The organism is Hydrogenophaga sp. PBL-H3 (genome assembly GCF_010104355.1).
GTDB lineage: Bacteria > Pseudomonadota > Gammaproteobacteria > Burkholderiales > Burkholderiaceae_C > Hydrogenophaga.
Map to the genome: position 1 here is coordinate 714,160 of NZ_CP044972.1, position 16,064 is coordinate 730,223.

The window sequence follows — 16,064 nt, forward strand, 5'->3', positions numbered from 1 at the left end:
AGGAGTCTCCCCATGCCCGTTTACAACCCGCCCCTGCGCGACATGCAGTTCGTGATGCACGAAGTGCTCAAGGTCACCGACGACCTCAAGGGCATTCCGGCCCACGCCGACATCGATGCCGACACCATCAACGCGGTTCTGGAAGAGGGCGGCAAGTTCGCTTCGCAGGTGATCTTTCCGCTGAACATCAGCGGCGACACCGAGGGCTGCAAGCTCGACCAGAAGACGCACGAAGTCACCACGCCCAAAGGCTTCAAGGAAGCGTACAAAACGTATGTGGACGGCGGTTGGGCGGCGCTCTCGTGCGACCCTGCGTTCGGTGGCCAGGGGCTGCCACTGGTGGTGAACCAGTGCATGTACGAGATGATGAACTCGGCCAACCAGGCCTGGACCATGTACCCGGGCCTCACCCACGGCGCCTATGCCTCGCTGCACACCTTTGGTACCGACGAACAGAAGGCTACCTACCTGCACAAGATGACCAGCGGTGAATGGACCGGCACCATGTGCCTGACCGAACCACACTGCGGCACCGACCTGGGTCTGATGCGTACCAAGGCCGAGCCGCAGGCCGATGGCACCTACAAGATCACCGGCAACAAGATATTCATCAGCGCCGGTGAGCACGACATGGCCGAGAACATCATCCACCTGGTGCTGGCCCGCTTGCCTGACGCGCCTCCCGGCATCAAGGGCGTGAGCCTGTTCATCGTGCCCAAGTTCAACGTGAACAAGGACGGCACGCTGGGCGAGCGCAACGGCATCTACTGCGGTGGCCTGGAGCACAAGATGGGCATCCACGGCAACGCCACGGCGCAGATCGTGATTGACGGTGCCATCGGCACCATGGTCGGCCAGCCCAACAAGGGCATGCAGGGCATGTTCGTGATGATGAACGCCGCGCGCCTGGGCGTGGGCAACCAGTCGCTGGGTCTGACCGAGGTGGCCTACCAGAACGCGCTGGCCTATGCGAAAGATCGCATCCAGATGCGCAGCCTGACCGGCCCCAAAGCCAAGGACAAACCGGCTGACCCGATCATCGTGCACCCCGACGTGCGGCGCATGCTGCTGACCGCCAAGGCCTACGCCGAAGGTGGTCGCGCGCTGGCCATCTTCTGCTCGGTGCTGCTGGAGAAGGTGCACGGCCACCCCGACGAGAAAGTGCGCAAGGACAGCGACGACATGCTCTCGTTGCTCACGCCCATCACCAAGGCCTTCCTGACCGACAACGGTTACAACGCTGCAACCCAGTGCCAGCAGGTGTTCGGTGGCCACGGCTACATCAAGGAATGGGGCATGGAGCAGTTCGTGCGCGATGCCCGCATCAACATGATTTACGAAGGCACCAACACCATCCAGAGCCTGGACCTGCTGGGCCGCAAGGTGCTGGGCAACAACGGCGCCACGCTCAAGAAGTTCGGCAAGCTGGTGGGCGCGCTGGTGATGGAAGAGGGCGTCAACGAAAAGATGGCCGAGTTCATCAACCCGCTGGCGATCCTGGGCGAGCAGATCACCAAGTTCACCACCGAGATCGGCTTCAAGGGCCTGCAGAACGCCGACGAAGTGGGCGCCGCCGCGGTGGACTATTTGCGCGTGGCCGGCCACCTGGTGATCGGTTACTTCTGGGCTCGCATGGCACAGGTGGCGCTGCGCGAGATCGCCGCCGGCAACACCGACCCGTTCTATACCGCCAAGCTGCAGACCGCTCGCTTCTACTTCGCCAAGCTGTTCCCCGAGACCGCGACGCTGATGCGCACGGCCCGTTCGGGCAGCAAGGTGTTGATGGACACCGACGCGGCATTGGCATAAACCCCGGATTTCCAACCACCACCAGGAGACTTCCATGATCAAGACCGTTGTGAGCACCCTTGCCCTGTCGCTGGCTTCGCTGTCCGCGTTTGCGCAGATGTCGCCCGTGGGCCTGTGGAAGACGATCGACGACGACTCGAAGAAAGAGAAGTCCCTGGTGCGCATCAAGGAAACCAACGGTGTCTACAGCGGCACCATTGAGAAGCTGCTGGACCCCACCACCAAGCAGGACGAGGTGTGCGACAAGTGCACCGACGACCGCAAGGACAAGCCCGTGCTGGGCATGACCATCCTGCGCGGCCTCAAGGTCAGCGAAGGCGATGCCACCGTGTTCGAGGGCGGCACCATCGTCGACCCGAACAACGGCAAGGTCTACCGCACGCGCCTCAAGCCGGTGGACGACGGCAAGAAGCTGGAAATGCGCGGCTACATCGGCCCGTTCTACCGAACCCAGGTCTGGTTGCGAGTCGAGTGACCACGAGCCTTTCCCCATTCATGGAAAACCAATGAACCGATTTCAAGTGAAGAAAGTCGCCGTGCTCGGCGCGGGCGTGATGGGTGCGCAGATCGCTGCGCACCTGGTCAACGTCAAGGTGCCGGTGGTGCTGTTCGACCTCCCTGCCAAGGAAGGTCCGAAGAACGGTATCGTCACCCGCGCCATCGAGAACCTCAAGAAGCTCAAGCCCTCGCCGCTGGGTGTGGCGAGCGACGCCGACCTGATCGGTCAGGCCAACTACGAAGAGCACATGGCGCAGTTGAAAGACTGCGACCTGATCATTGAGGCCATCGCCGAGCGCATGGACTGGAAGCTCGACCTGTACACGAAGATCGCGCCCTTCATCGCACCGCACGCCATCGTCGCGTCCAACACCTCGGGCCTGTCGATCACCAAGCTCAGTGAAGTGTTGCCCGAGGCGATCAAGCCGCGCTTCTGCGGCATCCACTTCTTCAACCCGCCGCGCTACATGACGCTGGTGGAGCTGATCGCCACGCCCACCACGCAGCCGCAGATCCTCGACGATCTGGAAAGCTTCGTCACCAGCGGTCTCGGCAAGGGTGTGGTGCGCGCCAAGGACACGCCCAACTTCATCGCCAACCGCATCGGCATCGCCGGCATGCTGGCCACGATGAAAGAGGTGGGGAACTTCGGTCTCACGTATGACGTGGTCGACGACCTCACCGGCAAGCGACTGGGCCGCGCGAGCAGTGGCACCTTCCGCACCGCCGACGTGGTGGGCCTGGACACCATGGCCCATGTGGTCAAGACGCTGCAAGACAATCTGAACGAAAGCTCCGATCCGTTCTACGGCAGCTTCGGCACGCCGCCGGTGCTGAAGAAGCTCATCGAACTGGGCAACCTGGGCCAGAAGGCCAAGGCCGGCTTCTTCAAGAAGGTGGGCCGCGACATCCTGCGCTTCGATCTGGACAGCGAAGACTACGTGCCTGCTGGTGAAAAGGCCGACGAGGTCTACGGCCGCATGCTCAAGCGCCCGGCCGCCGAGCGCCTGAAACTGTTGCGCAACGCCGAGGGCCCGCAGGGCCGGTTCCTCTGGGCGATTCTGCGCAACAGTTTCCACTACGCCGCCGTGCACCTCGCCACCATCGCCGAGACCGCGCGCGACGTCGACCAGGCCATGCGCTGGGGCTTCGGCATGAAGCAGGGTCCGTTCGAGCTGTGGCAGGAAGCTGGCTGGCTGGAGGTGGCCAAGATGGTCCAGGAGGACATCGATGCGGGCAAGGCGCTGAGCAGCGCACCGCTGCCGGCGTGGGTGTTCAAGGGCCCGGTGGCCGAGGCCGGTGGCGTGCACACCGCGCAAGGTTCGTGGAACCCCACTACGGGCACGTTTGATGCGCGCCGCCAACTGCCGGTCTACCAGCGCCAGCATTTCCCCGAGCTCCTGCTCGGCGAGGCCGGCGCCAAGTTCGAGACCGCGGGCACGACCATCGAAGAGAACGATTCGATCCGCATCTGGACACTCGACGGTGAGGTGCTGATCGCCAGCATCAAGACCAAGATGCACGCCATCAGCCCCGAAGTCTGCGAAGGCCTGATGGCCGCCGTGGACCTGGCCGAGAAGGAATACCAGGGTCTGGTGGTCTGGTCGGGCGACGAGCCCTTCAGCGCCGGCGCCGATCTGCAGGCCATGCTGCCGGCCTTCATGGCCGTGGGCGTTGGTGCCATTGAAGACGCCGAAGGCTTCATGCAGCAGACCATGCTGCGCCTGCGCTACGCCAACGTGCCGGTGGTCTCCGCCGTGCGCGGTCTGGCACTCGGCGGTGGTTGTGAGCTGGCCGTGTACAGCGCGCGCCGCGTGGTGCACATGGAGAGCTACATCGGCCTGGTGGAGGTGGGTGTTGGTCTGGTGCCCGGCGCCGGCGGCCTGACCTACATTGCCCGCCGCGCGGCCGAAAACGCCGAGACCTCCACCGGCAAGGATCTGCTGCCCTTCCTCACCGAAGGCTTCACCGCCGCGGCCATGGCCAAGGTGGGCACCAGCGCGCTGGAGTCACGCAGGCTGGGCTACGTGCTGCACTCCGACGTGATCGTGCCGCACAAGGACGAGCTGCTGTTCGTGGCCATCAACGAGGCCAAGAGCCTGTTCAACGGTGGCTACCGCGCGCCGCACAAGCGCCTGTTCCCGGTGGCGGGCCGCGACGGCAAGGCCACGATTCTGGGCAGCCTGGTCAACATGCGCGACGGCGGCTTCATCAGCCAGCACGACTTCCACATCGCTTCGCTGATCGCGAACGTGGTGACGGGCGGTGATGTGGAGCCGGGCACGCTGGTGAGCGAGGACTATCTGATGACGCTGGAGCGCCGCGCGTTTTGCTCGCTGATCGTGCATCCGAAGACGCAGGAGCGGATTCTGGGGATGTTGAACACGGGCAAGCCGGTTCGGAATTGATGTGATGTTGCTGGTGTGCGTGCTCCCATCCCGGTCTTCCCCCAGAGGGGGAAGAAGCGGATCCCGATTGACTCCTTCCCCCTCTGGGGGAAGGTAGGGATGGGGGCTCTTCGCCAGCCAATCAACCATGCAAAACCAGGCCACCCCCAAAGCCAGAGTCAACGCCCGCGCCTTGCGCCGGGACATGACCGACGCCGAGCGCAAGCTGTGGTCGGGGCTTCGGGGTGAACAACTGGGTTTCAAGTTCCGCCGTCAACATCCACTGGGCAACTACATTGCCGACTTCGCCTGCCTCGAACCCAGGTTCATCGTCGAACTCGATGGCTCGCAGCATGCCGACAACCAGGCCTACGACCTTGTGCGGGACGCGTTCTTCAAGGCCCAGGGCTTTGCCGTGATGCGCTTCCCGTCCAACGCACCGTTTCAGAACCTTGATGGCGTGCTGAGCGCCATCCTTCATCAACTCAACATGTTGGCGGGCGTTGCCCCCATCCCTGCCTTCCCCCAGAGGGGGAAGGGGCCAGACACCGCTGAAGGAGCGAACCCATGAGAAAACAAATCCAGGACGCCTACATCGTCGCCGCCACCCGCACCCCCATTGGCCGTTCGCACAAGGGCTCGTTCAAGCACCTGCGCCCGGACGACCTGCTGGCCCTCGCGCTCCGATCGGCGCTCAGCCAGGTGCCCACGCTGGACCCCAAGGCGATCGAAGACATCATCTGCGGCTGCGCGATTCCCGAAGCGCAGCAGGGCCTGAACGTGGCGCGCATCGGCGCCATCCTGGCGGGCCTGCCGCACAGCGTGGGCGGCATCACCGTCAACCGCTTCTGTGCCTCGGGCCTGTCGGCCCTGCAGATGGCGGCCGACCGCATTCGCGTGGGCGAGGCCGACGTGATGATCGCCGCCGGCACCGAGAGCATGAGCATGGTGCCCATGATGGGCAACTCGCCCAGCCTCTCGCCCACCATCTTCACCAACACCGACGACGTGGAGAGCTACGGCATCGCCTACGGCATGGGCCTCACGGCCGAGAAGGTGGCGCAGCAGTGGAAGGTCTCGCGCGACGCGCAGGACGCGTTCGCGGTGCAGTCGCACCAGCGCGCGGTGCTGGCCATGAAAAACGGCGAGTTCACCGACGAGATCACGCCGGTGGAGGTCACCGAGCGCAGCGTCGATCTGGAGAGCGCCGACGTCACCACCACCACCCGCACCGTGAGCCTGGACGAAGGCGCGCGGCCCGACACCTCCATCGAAGGCCTGGCCAAGCTGCGCACCGTATTCGCCGCGCGCGGCTCGGTCACGGCAGGCAACAGCTCGCAGACCAGCGACGGCGCGGGCGCGCTCATCCTGGTGAGCGAAGCCGCCCTGAAGCGCTACAACCTCACGCCGCTGGCGCGCTTCGTCAGCTACGCCTCGCGCGGTGTGCCGCCGCACATCATGGGCGTGGGGCCGATCGAAGCCATTCCCGCTGCGCTGAAATACGCCGGCCTGAAGCAGGACGACATCGACTGGTTCGAGCTCAACGAGGCCTTCGCCGCGCAGTCGATCGCGGTCATGAACACGCTGGGCCTGGACCCGAGCAAGGTGAATCCCATGGGCGGCGCCATTGCGCTGGGCCACCCGCTGGGTGCCACCGGCGCCATCCGCGCCGCCACCGTGGTGCACGCGCTCAAGCGGCACAACAAACGCTACGGTATGGTCACGATGTGCGTGGGCATGGGTCAGGGGGCTGCCGGAGTGATTGAGCGGGTCTGACGACCCACCCCCGCGCCGCGCCGTCGGCGCGTCACCCCCCTGAACGGGGGGCGATGCCTTGGGCCAGCGGAGCCGGACCCTTGGCATCCCTGGTTGTGGGGTTGTTTCGCACCGGAGGGGCTGTCGCTTGGTGGACGTTGAATTCTTCCTGTCTCCAACACACTCTGGCGATGACCACGATGCATTCATTCGACGCAGCCATCGCCTTGCAACCGCTGGGAGAGGGTCGCTTCGCAGGCGCCACCACGCCCGCCTACGCCAACATGGTCGGCCCGTTCGGTGGAGTCACGGCCGCCACCGCGCTGAATGCCGTGCTGCAACACCCGGCCCTGCTGGGGGAGCCGGTGTCGCTCACGGTGAACTACGCCGCGGCGCTGGCCGATGGCCCGTTCGAGGTGATCGCGCGAGCCGCGCGCACCAACCGATCCACCCAGCACTGGGTCATGGAGATCGTGCAGGCGGGCGGGACCGTGCTCACCGCCACCGCTGTGACGGCCGCGCGCCGCGAAACCTGGAGCGTGGACGAACTGGCCGCGCCCGACATGCCCACGCCCGACGCGGTGGGCAAGCCCAACATGGTCGCGATGGTGGAGTGGGTGCGGCGCTACGACATCCGCATCACCGAGGGCGCGATTCCCACCGCGTGGGATGGCAGTGGCGACGCCAGCCGCAGCACACTGTGGGTGCGCGACGAACCCGCGCGCCCACTCGACTTCTGCAGCCTCGCCGCCATGGCCGATGTGTTCTACCCACGCGTGTGGCTGCGCCGTGCCACGCGCGTGCCGGCGGGCACGGTGTCGATGACGGTGTACTTCCACGCCGGTTCAACGCAGCTCGCCACTGTTGGCACAGGCTGGCTGAAAGGGCAGGCCAGCGCACAAGCCTTCCGCAACGGCTTCTTCGACCAGACCGCCCAGGTCTGGAGCGAAGCTGGCCAGTTGCTGGCCACCACCCATCAAGTGGTGTACTTCAAGGAATGACCCGGGCTCAGGGCCTGCCGAGGAACAGGTAGAGCCCGGTGTAGCCCTTGGGCGCACTCACGATGCTCAGGTAAAGCGGGCCGATACCGGTGTCCGCGCCCACGAACAGGCTGCCTGCGCCGCGCAGTTTGCGCAGCGTGATGTCGCTGCGCTCGGTCCAGGCGTTGCCGGCTTCGAGCGAGCCACCCACGAACAGCGCGCGCGCCACGCCCACCGAGTAAGGCAGGCGCTGGTAGTAGGTGAGTCGGCCAAACAGCAGGTAGTTGCCTGCCACCTGCGCCGTTCGGTAACCCGAGAGGTTCTGGAAGCCACCGAGCGAATATTCGTCGATGGCGGCCAGCGGGATCTGGTTGGTGTAGGCCAGCCGCCCACCGAGGTTGAAGCTGTGCACGCCCCAGCTCTTGACCGCGGTGAACGAGCTCTCCAACCGGGTGAAGTCGCTCGTTGCACCGCCATCCACCTGGCGCCGCCCCCACGAAAGTTCGGCCCGCCCACGGTAGCCACGCGAGGGGAAGTTGGCGAAGTCGAGCTGGTCGGCGATGACGGCGGCGCGCAGGCCGCGCTCGGTCCACCGCACCGTGCCCACCCCGGCGGGCACCGCGGCCGACAGCAGCTCGGGTGTGGCGCGGCGTGCACTGGCCACCAGACCCAGCCGCGCCTCCCCGACCGTGCCGCGCAGCCCGATCGGCCAGCCCAGGTCGGCGCCGACCCTGGCCCCCTGTCGCTGCACCAGCGCCAGCGCGTCCCCGGTGTCGCTGAAGAGCTCCACCTTGTTGACCGTGCCATCCACATACGCCGCCACGAAGCGGTCGCCGTCCGCGCCCAGCGGCTGGTAGATCTCGGAGAACAGGCCCACGGTCTCGCCGAGCTGCACGCGGTTGCGCCACTCGGCGCCGCTCTCGTTGAGCCAGTGGCGGTTGTGGCTGATGCGCAGGTTGAACGCGCCTTCGCCCTGGAAGTCGGTGCGCAGGTCCAGTCCCACGCGCAGGTAGTTCGGGCCCCAGGCGTTTTCGCGCAGGTCGATCGTCAGGTCTTCCGTGCCGTTGTCTTCGCGCCGGCTCAGGGTGTAGTCGATGCGCTCGTAGTCACCGCTGGCCGAGAGCTTTTGCAGATCGGCCTCCAGCCGGGGCACATCCATGCGTTGGCCGGGTTCGGTGTCCAGCGCTTTGGCCAGGCGCGCAGCGCGCTCCTCGCTCACGCCTTCAAAGCGGATCGCGCCCACACGGCCCACCCGGTCGGCGTTGGCCAGGGCCTGTGCACTGCGCGATTTCACCCAGCCCGCGTAGCGCGGCTCGTCCACCGCGAAACGCTCCAGCGCCTGCCTCACCGTGCCCGCGTAGTCGTTGCCGATCTTCACCAGCAAGGCGGCCTTGTCGAAGTCGCTGGACGTGAGCTTGCCGAGTTGCGGTGCGAGCAGCAGGTCTTTCGGTGTGAGCGTGGCGATGCTGGCCTGCACGTTCTGCTCGGTCAGGATGTTGACCATCTGCGTCGTCACACCCAGCACCGTGCCCAGCGTGTCGCGCCCGGCCAGCGGCGTGCCGATGTTCACCGCGATGATCACCTCGGCACCCATGGCGCGCGCCACGTCCACCGGCAGGTTGTTCACCAGCCCGCCGTCGCCCAGGATGCGTTCGTTGATCGACAGGGGGGAGAACACGCCGGGCACCGACATGCTGGCGCGCAAGGCCGCGGCCAGATCGCCCCGGTCCATCACCACCGCGAGGCCGGTCTCCATGTCGGTGGCCACCGCGCGAAACGGCGTGGGCAACTGGTCGAACGATTCGAGATGCCGTGTCGAGAGCGTGTAGCGGCGCAGCAGCATCTCCAGCGAGCGGCTGGACACCGCGCCGGTGGGCAGGCGGAACTCGCCGTCGCGGAAACCCAGCTGCAGCACCGGCGAGAGCTCGAAGTCTTCCTCCTTGCGGCGCTGCGACAGCAGCTGGCGTGGCTCGCGGCTGTTGAACAGGCCACCCCAGTCCACCCCCACGATCTCGCGCTCCAGGTCGTCCGCCTTCATGCCGCTGGCGTACAGCCCGCCGATGATCGCGCCCATGGAAGTGCCCACGATCATGTCCACCGGCACCCGCGCGGCTTCCAGTGCCTTGAGAACGCCCACATGCGCAAACCCGCGCGCCCCGCCGCCCGAGAGCACCAGGGCCACGCGCGGGCGCTCGCTGGCGGTGGTGCCTTGTGCGGCCGAGGGCAGTGGCACGAGCAGGGTCGCCACCGTGGCGAAGATCAGAAGGATGGATCGGGAGCGCATGAAACACCTGTGTGCGGAAGCGGCGTCCAGGCGCCGGGATGCGGCCAAGTGTAGGCGGGGCACCCGCTGAAAGCCGGCGCCGATACACGCTGTCACGCAGCCGTCAGGCCTTGGGAGTGCGACCCAGAAAAGCACGCCCGTTCGTGGTAATTTGCGGCTTCCCTTGCAGCCCTGCGCTGACCCCCCTTTGCCCCAATTGCCACCGAGAGACACCCCATGAGCGACATCCTCGTCCACACCGAAGCCGGCGTCTGCACCCTGACGTTCAACCGCCCCGACAAGAAGAACTCCATCACCGCCGCCATGTACAGCGCCTTGGCCGACGCATTGCAGGCCGCGCAGGACGACGCATTGGTGCGCTGCGTTGTGTTCCAGGGCAACGAGGCCATCTTCAGCGCCGGCAACGACATTGCCGACTTTCTGAACAACCCGCCCGCCACCACCGACTCACCCGTGTTCCGTTTCCTGCGCGGCATCGCGCAGTTCCCCAAGCCGCTGATCGCCGCCGTCTGTGGCCCGGCCGTGGGCGTGGGAACCACGATGCTGTTCCACTGCGACCTGGTCTACGCGGGCGACAACGCCGCCTTCTCCATGCCCTTCGTCAACCTCGGCCTGTGCCCCGAAGCCGCCAGCAGCCTGCTGGTGCCGCAGATGCTGGGCTACCACCGCGCCGCCGAGGCGCTGCTGCTGGGCGAACCCTTCATGGCCGAGGCCGCGCTCGAAGTCGGCCTGGTCAACCGCGTGCTGCCACCACTGGAGGTGGCCGGCTACGCGCAGACCGTGGCCCGCAAGATGGCCGCCAAACCCATCAGCTCGCTGATCGAGACCAAGCGCCTGATGAAGCAGGGCCAGCTCAAGCAGGTGATGGCCGTGATGGCCGAAGAAGGCGTGAGCTTCGGCCGCATGCTCGGCGAGCCGGCGGCCAAGGAAGCTTTTGGCGCGTTCATGGAACGGCGCAAGCCGGATTTTTCAAAGGTGTGAACGGCGAGCCCCCCCATGACCGACCCCACCGAACAAGCCAAGGCCCATTTCTTCGAAGGCAATGCCTTGTTCGAAGCGGGGCAGTTGAACGAAGCCGCAGCCCGCTACCAGGCTGCCCTGGCGCTGGTTCCCGGGCGTCCCTCCATCCTCGCCAACCTCGGCGTCACGCAGTGCCGGCTGGGCCAGTGGACACAGGCCGTGACCACGCTGTCCCAGGCCACGAAGGCGGACCCGGCGCACCGCGACGCCTGGATCGCGCTCGGGCTTTCACACGAGGCGCTGTCGCACTGGAGCGAAGCTGCGCACGCCCTGCACCAAGGCATTCGCCTGGGGGCGAACACCGGGCAGCTGTGGTTGTCGCTGGCCATGTGCCGCATGCGCCTGCAGCAGCCGGTCGAGGCATTGCACGCGCTCGACCAGGCCGTTGCCATCGAGCCCACCCTGGCCGAAGCGTGGAGCCAGCGTGGCAGCCTGATGCGCGACACCGGGCGCCACGCGGAGGCGGCGCGGTGCTACGAGCAGGCGCTCGCCCACGGTGGCGACGAATCGCTCAACCGCTTCTACCTCGCGTCGGTGCGGGGTGATGCCGCGCCGGCCCACCCGCCGTCCCTGTATGTGGAAGCCCTGTTCGACGAGTACGCCGACGACTTCCAGACGCACCTGGTCGAGCAACTGAACTACCAGGCGCACAACACCCTGCTGGCGCCGCTGCGCGCCAGTGGTCAGCGTTTCGAGCGCGTGCTCGACCTGGGCTGCGGCACCGGCCTGTGTGGCCGCCTCATCCAGGCGCAGGCTGGCGCGGTGGATGGGGTGGACCTGTCTGGCGCCATGGTGGCCCAGGCCCGGGCCAGCGGTGTTTACCGGCGTGTGGTTCATGGCGACCTGCTGGCGTTTTTGCGCGAAAGCGCCGAGCCGGTGGATCTGGTGATGGCGGCCGACGTGTTCATCTACGTGGGCGCGCTCGATGCGGTGTTCGAGGCGGTGCGCGAGCGCCTGCAACCCGGCGCGTGTTTCGCGTTCTCGGTCGAGCTTGCCGGCGACGGCAGCAAACTCAAGCTGCTGCCCAGCCTGCGCTACGCCCACTCACCCACCTACATCGACCGGCTCGCCGCGCTCAACGGCTTTCGCGTGCGCCAGAGCTGGCAGGCCCCGCTGCGCGAAGACCAGGGCCAGCCGGTGATGGGTTTGTATGTGCTGATGGAGCCAGTGGCCAGCGCCTGACCTTGCTCAGGCCACCTTCGACGGGCTGTACCTGAACGACGCCCGGATCACGCCGTGGTCGCCGGTGCCCAGGGCTTTGTGGTCCTCGAAGTTCAGGTGATCGTTGTTGATCACCAGGCCGTCGAACAGCCACTGGCGTTTCTTGCTGTGGTCGTAGAACTCCTGGCTCACAAGGATGTGGTCGAGTGACTCGCGCACGTCCTGGTGAACGTGGGTGTAGTACACGTCGCGGGTGTCGCGGTATTCCTGCAGGGTTTGCGCGGTGTAGAGCGATGTGTCCCCGCCGCCGGTGCTGATGCCCACCAGGTAGCGCGGCTGCTCGGTGAGGATGTTGGCGGTGTTGCTGTGCTGGCCGTCGTTGATGTCGCCCAGCACGATCACCGGCGTGTCGTTGCCCTTCATCTGCTCCGAGAGCAGGAAGCGCAGCGCCGTGGCCTCGGCGGTGCGCCGGATGGTGGACAGCGCCGCGCCCAGGCCGATGGTGTGTTTTCCATAGAGCGCTTCGTTGGCCTCGAACCACTTCTCGTGGTGCACCTTGGTCGGCCCTTTCGACTTGAAGTGGCACACGTACACATGCACCTCGGGTCCCGGGCTGCGTGGCCGGATGGTGAAGTGCAGCACCGGCCTGGAGAAGCCCTGGATGCTCACGCTGATGGCGGGTGTCTGGGGGTCGTCGCCGGTGGAGCGCAGCACGAAGCCGGGCGGGAACTTCGTGATCCATTCGGGCTGGCCCGTGAGCAAGCGCTTGCGCACGAGCGCGCCACAGTCGATGCGCTTGCCGTTGGAGCCGGGCGGGGCGAGCAGGTCGTAACGGTCCACCACACCGGCCGATGTCAGTGCGCGCTGCACCGACACCGGGTTCCACATTTCCTGCAGGCCGAACACGTCGGCGTCGAGCGACTGGAGCTGGTGCGCGGTCCAGCCGATCTTGCGGTCGTACTCGGCCTGCGTCCAACCGGTCTGGTCGGTGTACATCGGCAGGCCGGGCTCGTTCAGGTTGTAGAGGTTGAACGAACCGATGCTGAGTTGTTTCAGGTTCATGGCGGACCCTCCTGACGGTTGAGGCCACCACTGTGCGCGCATTGCGCAAAAACACCACCCTCACCTGGGGGAAGGCGCCAGGCGGTTCAGGCGTTGCGCCGCGCCACCCAGTACGCCGCGCCCTCGGCGCCGTAGCGCTCGGCGTGCGGCACATGCGCGTCGAGCTCGAAGGTGTCGCCCACCAGCAGGTGGCGCGTGTGTCCGTCCACGGTGAGCCACATCTCGCCGCGCGCGACCAGCGCGTTGGCGGCAAAGGGGTGGCTGTGGGTGTCGAGTTCGGTGAGCGGTGCCCATTCACGCTCCAGCACTTCGTCGAAGCCCTCGGCGAGGCGTTGTTGGCGGAAGCTCTCGAAGGTGGTGGTGTTCATGGAGCGGATTCTCCGCACCGTTGAGCGCAGGTCAAGCGCGCGGGTGACGGTGCGGCTAGGATGTTCAGCCTGCATCAACGCCATCGTCTGGAGACCGCCATGTCCTTCATGTTGCTGATCATCGAACCCACCACGCAGCGTGCCGCGCGCACCGAGGCCGAAGGCCGCGAGGTGTACGGCCGCATGCAGCGTTTTGGCGAGGCCTTGCAGGCGCAGGGCAAGCTCAGGGCGGTGGAGTCCCTGGCGTCGCAGTCCAGCGCGGTGCGCGTGTCCACTGCCGGGGGGCAGGCCAAGGTGGTGGATGGTCCGTTTGCCGAAGCCAAGGAAATGGTGGGCGGGTTTTTCCTGCTCGACTGCGCCAGCCGGGATGAAGCGGTGGCCATCGCCCGCGAGTGCCCGGCGGCCGAGTGGGCGACGGTCGAAGTGCGCGAGGTGGGACCCTGTTACCAGTGAGCCTGTCGAAAACACCGCGGCTGCTTCGTCGTACCGCATGGAGCCCTTGACACCACCCAACCCACCAGGAGAACCCCATGCGATTCATGATCATCGTCAAGTCCTGCGACGAGTTTGAAGCCGAGACCAGCCCCGTGTCCGATGAAGCGCTCATGGCCGAGATGGTTCGGTACCACGAGGAGCTGGCCCGGGCCGGCGTGCTGCTCGACGGCTCAGGCCTGCACCCCAGCCGCCAGGGCTGGCGCGTGCACTACAGCGCCGACGGCGGCAAGCGCATCGTCGATGGCCCGTTTGCCGAAGCCAAGGAGCTGATTGCCGGCTACACCCTGATCCAGGTGCGCACTCGCGAGGAAGCCCTGGAGTGGAGCCGCCGTTTCCCCAACCCGGCTGGCCGGGGCAAGGAGGCCGTGATCGAGCTGCGCCAGCTCTACGAGATGGAAGACTTCCCGCCCAGCCAGCCGCTGGAGGATTTCAAGAAGCTCGATGCCACCCTGAAAAACTGAACAGGAGACCCACCATGCTGCGCCAGATATTCGTCAACCTGCCCATCAAGGACATGGCCAAGTCACAGGCCTTTTTCAAGGGTCTGGGCCTGAGCTTCAACCAGCAATTCACCAACGAGCAGGGCGCCTGCCTGCAGATTGCCGACAACATCTACGCCATGTTGCTGGTGGAGCCGTTCTTCCAGGGCTTCACCAAGCTGCCGATCGCCGACGCGAAGAAGACCACCGAAGTGCTGATCGCGCTCTCGTGCGACAGCCGCGACGAGGTGGATGCCCTCGTGGCCAAGGCCGTCGCAGGTGGGGCCACCACGCCCAATGCAGCCATCGACCATGGTTTCATGTACCAGCACGGTTTTGCCGATCTGGACGGTCATCAGTGGGAGGTGTTCTGGATGGACGAAGCCGCCGCGCCCCAACAGATGTAGATTCCCGCGCATGCATTCCGGCGTCCACCAAGCCATTGCCACCGTCTGGCGCCTGGAGTCCGCGCGCATCACGGCGCATGTGGCGCGCGTGGTGCGCGATGTGGGCGTGGCCGAAGAACTCGCGCAGGACGCGATGCTGGCCGCGCTCGAACACTGGCCCAAAGACGGCGTGCCCGACAACCCCGCCGCCTGGCTCATGACCACCGCCAAACGCCGCGCGCTGGACCACCTCCGCCACCGCCAGATGGCCGAGGCCCGGCACGTCGACATCGCCGCCGACAGGGAGGCGCTGGGCGCCACCCACGTGCCCGATTTTGTGGATGCGCTTGACGAGGCCATGCAGGACGACATTGGCGACGACCTGCTGCGCCTGGTCTTCACCGCCTGCCATCCCGTGCTCTCCACCGACGCGCGCGTGGCGCTCACGCTCAAGCTGCTCGGCGGCCTCACCACACACGAGATTGCACGCGCCTTTCTCGTGCCCGAAACCACCATCGCGCAGCGCATCGTGCGCGCCAAGAAATCGCTGAGCGAGGCCGGCGTGCCTTACGAGGTGCCGCGCGGTTCGGCGCTGGGCGAGCGCCTGGCCTCGGTGCTGGAGGTGGTGTACCTCGTGTTCAACGAGGGCTACACCGCCACCAGTGGCGGCGACTGGATGCGCCCGGCCCTGTGTGACGAGGCCTTGCGTCTGGGCCGCATGCTGGCCGGCATTGCCCCGCAGGAGGCCGAGGTGCACGGCCTGCTCGCGCTGATGGAAATACAGGCTTCGCGCGCCACGGCCCGCACCGACGCGCAAGGTCGCCCTGTGCTGCTGGCCGCGCAAGACCGCAAGCGCTGGGACGCCTTGCTCATCCGCCGGGGCCTGGCCGCGCTGGCGAGTGCCCAGGCGCTGGCGCCAATGGCTGGGCCGTACCAGTTGCAGGCCGCCATTGCCGCCTGCCATGCCCGCGCGGTCCGCGCCCAGGACACCGACTGGGCGGGCATTGCCGCGTTGTACAGCGAGCTGGCGCGGGTGGCGCCCTCGCCCGTGGTGGAGCTCAACCGCGCGGTGGCCGTGTCCATGCACGCCGGCCCGGCGGCGGGGCTGGCCATCGTGGACACCCTGCTGGATGACAAGGCCCTGCGCCATTACCACTGGCTGCCCGCCGTGCGTGCCGATCTGCTCGCCCAGCTGGGGCGCCGCGCAGAGGCCCGCGCCGAGTTCGACCGCGCCGCTGCGCTGGCCGGCAACGAGCGCGAGCGAACTTTCCTGCTGGAACGGGCGCAGAGCCTGCGCTGATCTGTGGTCCTTTTGCACGGGTGAAAGCCCTCATGGCGCGGCGCGCACCTGCCGGCCACACTGGATCAAAGAAGAACAAC

15 protein-coding genes are annotated in these 16,064 nt (G+C 66.5%); 12 read left to right on the plus strand and 3 right to left on the minus strand.

The window, feature by feature from the left end; translation table 11 throughout:
- Positions 1-12: 12 nt before the first annotated feature.
- The 6 genes from F9Z44_RS03415 to F9Z44_RS03440 all read left to right on the plus strand — a co-directional run bounded on the left by F9Z44_RS03415 (position 13) and on the right by F9Z44_RS03440 (position 7,450).
- A complete protein-coding gene (locus F9Z44_RS03415; protein WP_159603608.1) occupies positions 13-1,809 on the plus strand; it encodes an acyl-CoA dehydrogenase C-terminal domain-containing protein in 1,797 nt (598 codons plus the stop codon).
- 34 nt (positions 1,810-1,843) lie between these two features.
- Entirely contained in the window at positions 1,844-2,284 is a 441-nt protein-coding gene (locus F9Z44_RS03420) for a DUF2147 domain-containing protein (protein WP_159603610.1), read from the plus strand.
- Positions 2,285-2,315: 31 nt separating this feature from the next.
- Positions 2,316-4,715 carry a 3-hydroxyacyl-CoA dehydrogenase/enoyl-CoA hydratase family protein gene (locus F9Z44_RS03425; RefSeq protein WP_159603612.1) on the plus strand — a complete coding sequence of 800 codons (2,400 nt, stop codon included), beginning with the start codon at positions 2,316-2,318 and terminating at the stop codon, positions 4,713-4,715.
- Between the two features lie 127 nt (positions 4,716-4,842).
- On the plus strand, positions 4,843-5,265 hold the full coding sequence (locus F9Z44_RS03430; RefSeq protein WP_159603614.1) for an endonuclease domain-containing protein: 423 nt from the start codon (positions 4,843-4,845) through the stop codon (positions 5,263-5,265).
- Positions 5,262-6,470, plus strand: coding sequence for an acetyl-CoA C-acyltransferase (locus F9Z44_RS03435; protein WP_159603616.1), 1,209 nt, complete (start codon positions 5,262-5,264; stop codon positions 6,468-6,470). The genes F9Z44_RS03430 and F9Z44_RS03435 overlap by 4 nt, the downstream gene beginning before the upstream one ends.
- A gap of 170 nt (positions 6,471-6,640) precedes the next feature.
- Entirely contained in the window at positions 6,641-7,450 is an 810-nt protein-coding gene (locus F9Z44_RS03440; protein WP_159603618.1) for an acyl-CoA thioesterase, read from the plus strand.
- A gap of 7 nt (positions 7,451-7,457) precedes the next feature.
- Here the strand turns inward: F9Z44_RS03440 and F9Z44_RS03445 are convergent, their stop codons facing one another.
- Positions 7,458-9,713, minus strand: coding sequence for a patatin-like phospholipase family protein (locus tag F9Z44_RS03445; protein WP_159603620.1), 2,256 nt, complete (start codon positions 9,711-9,713; stop codon positions 7,458-7,460).
- A 216-nt stretch (positions 9,714-9,929) separates the two neighbouring features.
- On the opposite strand from F9Z44_RS03445, the gene F9Z44_RS03450 reads away from it, so the two are divergent.
- Both F9Z44_RS03450 and F9Z44_RS03455 read left to right on the plus strand, forming a co-directional pair.
- A complete protein-coding gene (locus F9Z44_RS03450) occupies positions 9,930-10,694 on the plus strand; it encodes an enoyl-CoA hydratase (protein WP_159603622.1) in 765 nt (254 codons plus the stop codon).
- Positions 10,695-10,709: 15 nt separating this feature from the next.
- Positions 10,710-11,915 (plus strand): tetratricopeptide repeat protein, encoded by a 1,206-nt coding sequence (locus F9Z44_RS03455; protein ID WP_159603624.1) that lies wholly within the window; start codon positions 10,710-10,712, stop codon positions 11,913-11,915.
- Positions 11,916-11,921: 6 nt separating this feature from the next.
- On the opposite strand, the gene F9Z44_RS03460 is transcribed toward F9Z44_RS03455, so the two are convergent.
- Both F9Z44_RS03460 and F9Z44_RS03465 read right to left on the minus strand, forming a co-directional pair.
- Complete coding sequence (locus F9Z44_RS03460) at positions 11,922-12,956, minus strand: endonuclease/exonuclease/phosphatase family protein (protein ID WP_159603626.1); 1,035 nt, start codon at positions 12,954-12,956, stop codon at positions 11,922-11,924.
- An 86-nt stretch (positions 12,957-13,042) separates the two neighbouring features.
- Positions 13,043-13,324 carry a cupin domain-containing protein gene (locus tag F9Z44_RS03465; RefSeq protein WP_159603628.1) on the minus strand — a complete coding sequence of 94 codons (282 nt, stop codon included), beginning with the start codon at positions 13,322-13,324 and terminating at the stop codon, positions 13,043-13,045.
- Between the two features lie 99 nt (positions 13,325-13,423).
- Between F9Z44_RS03465 and F9Z44_RS03470 the strand changes: the two genes are divergently transcribed.
- From F9Z44_RS03470 to F9Z44_RS03485, 4 genes are all read left to right on the plus strand, one after another.
- The gene (locus F9Z44_RS03470; RefSeq protein WP_159603630.1) at positions 13,424-13,777 is read left to right on the plus strand and encodes a YciI family protein; all 354 of its coding nucleotides are present in this window, start codon (positions 13,424-13,426) and stop codon (positions 13,775-13,777) included.
- A gap of 77 nt (positions 13,778-13,854) precedes the next feature.
- Positions 13,855-14,280: a YciI family protein gene (locus tag F9Z44_RS03475; RefSeq protein ID WP_159603632.1), complete on the plus strand. Its 426-nt coding sequence runs from the start codon at positions 13,855-13,857 to the stop codon at positions 14,278-14,280.
- A 14-nt stretch (positions 14,281-14,294) separates the two neighbouring features.
- Positions 14,295-14,705: a VOC family protein gene (locus F9Z44_RS03480; protein WP_159603634.1), complete on the plus strand. Its 411-nt coding sequence runs from the start codon at positions 14,295-14,297 to the stop codon at positions 14,703-14,705.
- 10 nt (positions 14,706-14,715) lie between these two features.
- Positions 14,716-15,984, plus strand: coding sequence for an RNA polymerase sigma factor (locus F9Z44_RS03485; RefSeq protein WP_159603636.1), 1,269 nt, complete (start codon positions 14,716-14,718; stop codon positions 15,982-15,984).
- Positions 15,985-16,064 lie beyond the last annotated feature (80 nt).

Excerpts from the sequence above, each read along its gene's own strand:
- F9Z44_RS03415 (WP_159603608.1), top strand. The coding sequence starts at position 13 with ATGCCCGTTTACAACCCGCCCCTGCGCGACATGCAGTTCGTGATGCAC.
- F9Z44_RS03420 (WP_159603610.1), top strand. The coding sequence starts at position 1,844 with ATGATCAAGACCGTTGTGAGCACCCTTGCCCTGTCGCTGGCTTCGCTG.
- F9Z44_RS03425 (WP_159603612.1), top strand. The coding sequence starts at position 2,316 with ATGAACCGATTTCAAGTGAAGAAAGTCGCCGTGCTCGGCGCGGGCGTG.
- F9Z44_RS03430 (WP_159603614.1), top strand. The coding sequence starts at position 4,843 with ATGCAAAACCAGGCCACCCCCAAAGCCAGAGTCAACGCCCGCGCCTTG.
- F9Z44_RS03435 (WP_159603616.1), top strand. The coding sequence starts at position 5,262 with ATGAGAAAACAAATCCAGGACGCCTACATCGTCGCCGCCACCCGCACC.
- F9Z44_RS03440 (WP_159603618.1), top strand. The coding sequence starts at position 6,641 with ATGACCACGATGCATTCATTCGACGCAGCCATCGCCTTGCAACCGCTG.
- F9Z44_RS03445 (WP_159603620.1), bottom strand. The coding sequence starts at position 9,713 with ATGCGCTCCCGATCCATCCTTCTGATCTTCGCCACGGTGGCGACCCTG.
- F9Z44_RS03450 (WP_159603622.1), top strand. The coding sequence starts at position 9,930 with ATGAGCGACATCCTCGTCCACACCGAAGCCGGCGTCTGCACCCTGACG.
- F9Z44_RS03455 (WP_159603624.1), top strand. The coding sequence starts at position 10,710 with ATGACCGACCCCACCGAACAAGCCAAGGCCCATTTCTTCGAAGGCAAT.
- F9Z44_RS03460 (WP_159603626.1), bottom strand. The coding sequence starts at position 12,956 with ATGAACCTGAAACAACTCAGCATCGGTTCGTTCAACCTCTACAACCTG.
- F9Z44_RS03465 (WP_159603628.1), bottom strand. The coding sequence starts at position 13,324 with ATGAACACCACCACCTTCGAGAGCTTCCGCCAACAACGCCTCGCCGAG.
- F9Z44_RS03470 (WP_159603630.1), top strand. The coding sequence starts at position 13,424 with ATGTCCTTCATGTTGCTGATCATCGAACCCACCACGCAGCGTGCCGCG.
- F9Z44_RS03475 (WP_159603632.1), top strand. The coding sequence starts at position 13,855 with ATGCGATTCATGATCATCGTCAAGTCCTGCGACGAGTTTGAAGCCGAG.
- F9Z44_RS03480 (WP_159603634.1), top strand. The coding sequence starts at position 14,295 with ATGCTGCGCCAGATATTCGTCAACCTGCCCATCAAGGACATGGCCAAG.
- F9Z44_RS03485 (WP_159603636.1), top strand. The coding sequence starts at position 14,716 with ATGCATTCCGGCGTCCACCAAGCCATTGCCACCGTCTGGCGCCTGGAG.